Origin of the sequence: Streptomyces sp. WM6386, from assembly GCF_000972385.1 — a bacterium.
In the GTDB taxonomy this organism is placed as follows: Bacteria; Actinomycetota; Actinomycetes; order Streptomycetales; family Streptomycetaceae; genus Streptomyces.
The window spans coordinates 1-289 of record NZ_JXTE01000843.1; the positions used below are offsets into that span (position 1 = coordinate 1).

General features: G+C 68.2%; 1 protein-coding gene. It reads right to left on the bottom strand.

From position 1 onward, the window contains the following. Positions 1-289, bottom strand: a 289-nt coding sequence (locus TN53_RS43910) for a phosphoadenosine phosphosulfate reductase family protein (protein ID WP_046264542.1), incomplete at both ends; no start/stop codon positions are given.

Here is a 289-nt window from a genome sequence, read left to right on the forward strand (position 1 = left end):
AGCACACCGCGGTCGATGTAGTCCTGTACGGAGGCGACATGCAGCCGCAGACCGTGCTGGGCGACCGCGCGGTCCCGGTACTCCAGGACCTCGGGGAAGTTGTGGCCGGTGTCGACGTGCAGCAGCGAGAAGGGGATCGCCGCGGGGGCGAACGCCTTCAGCGCCAGGTGGAGCATGACGATGGAGTCCTTGCCGCCGGAGAAGAGGATCACCGGCCGCTCGAACTCGCCCGCCACCTCGCGGAAGATGTGCACGGCCTCGGATTCGAGAGCGTCCAGGTGGGAGAGGG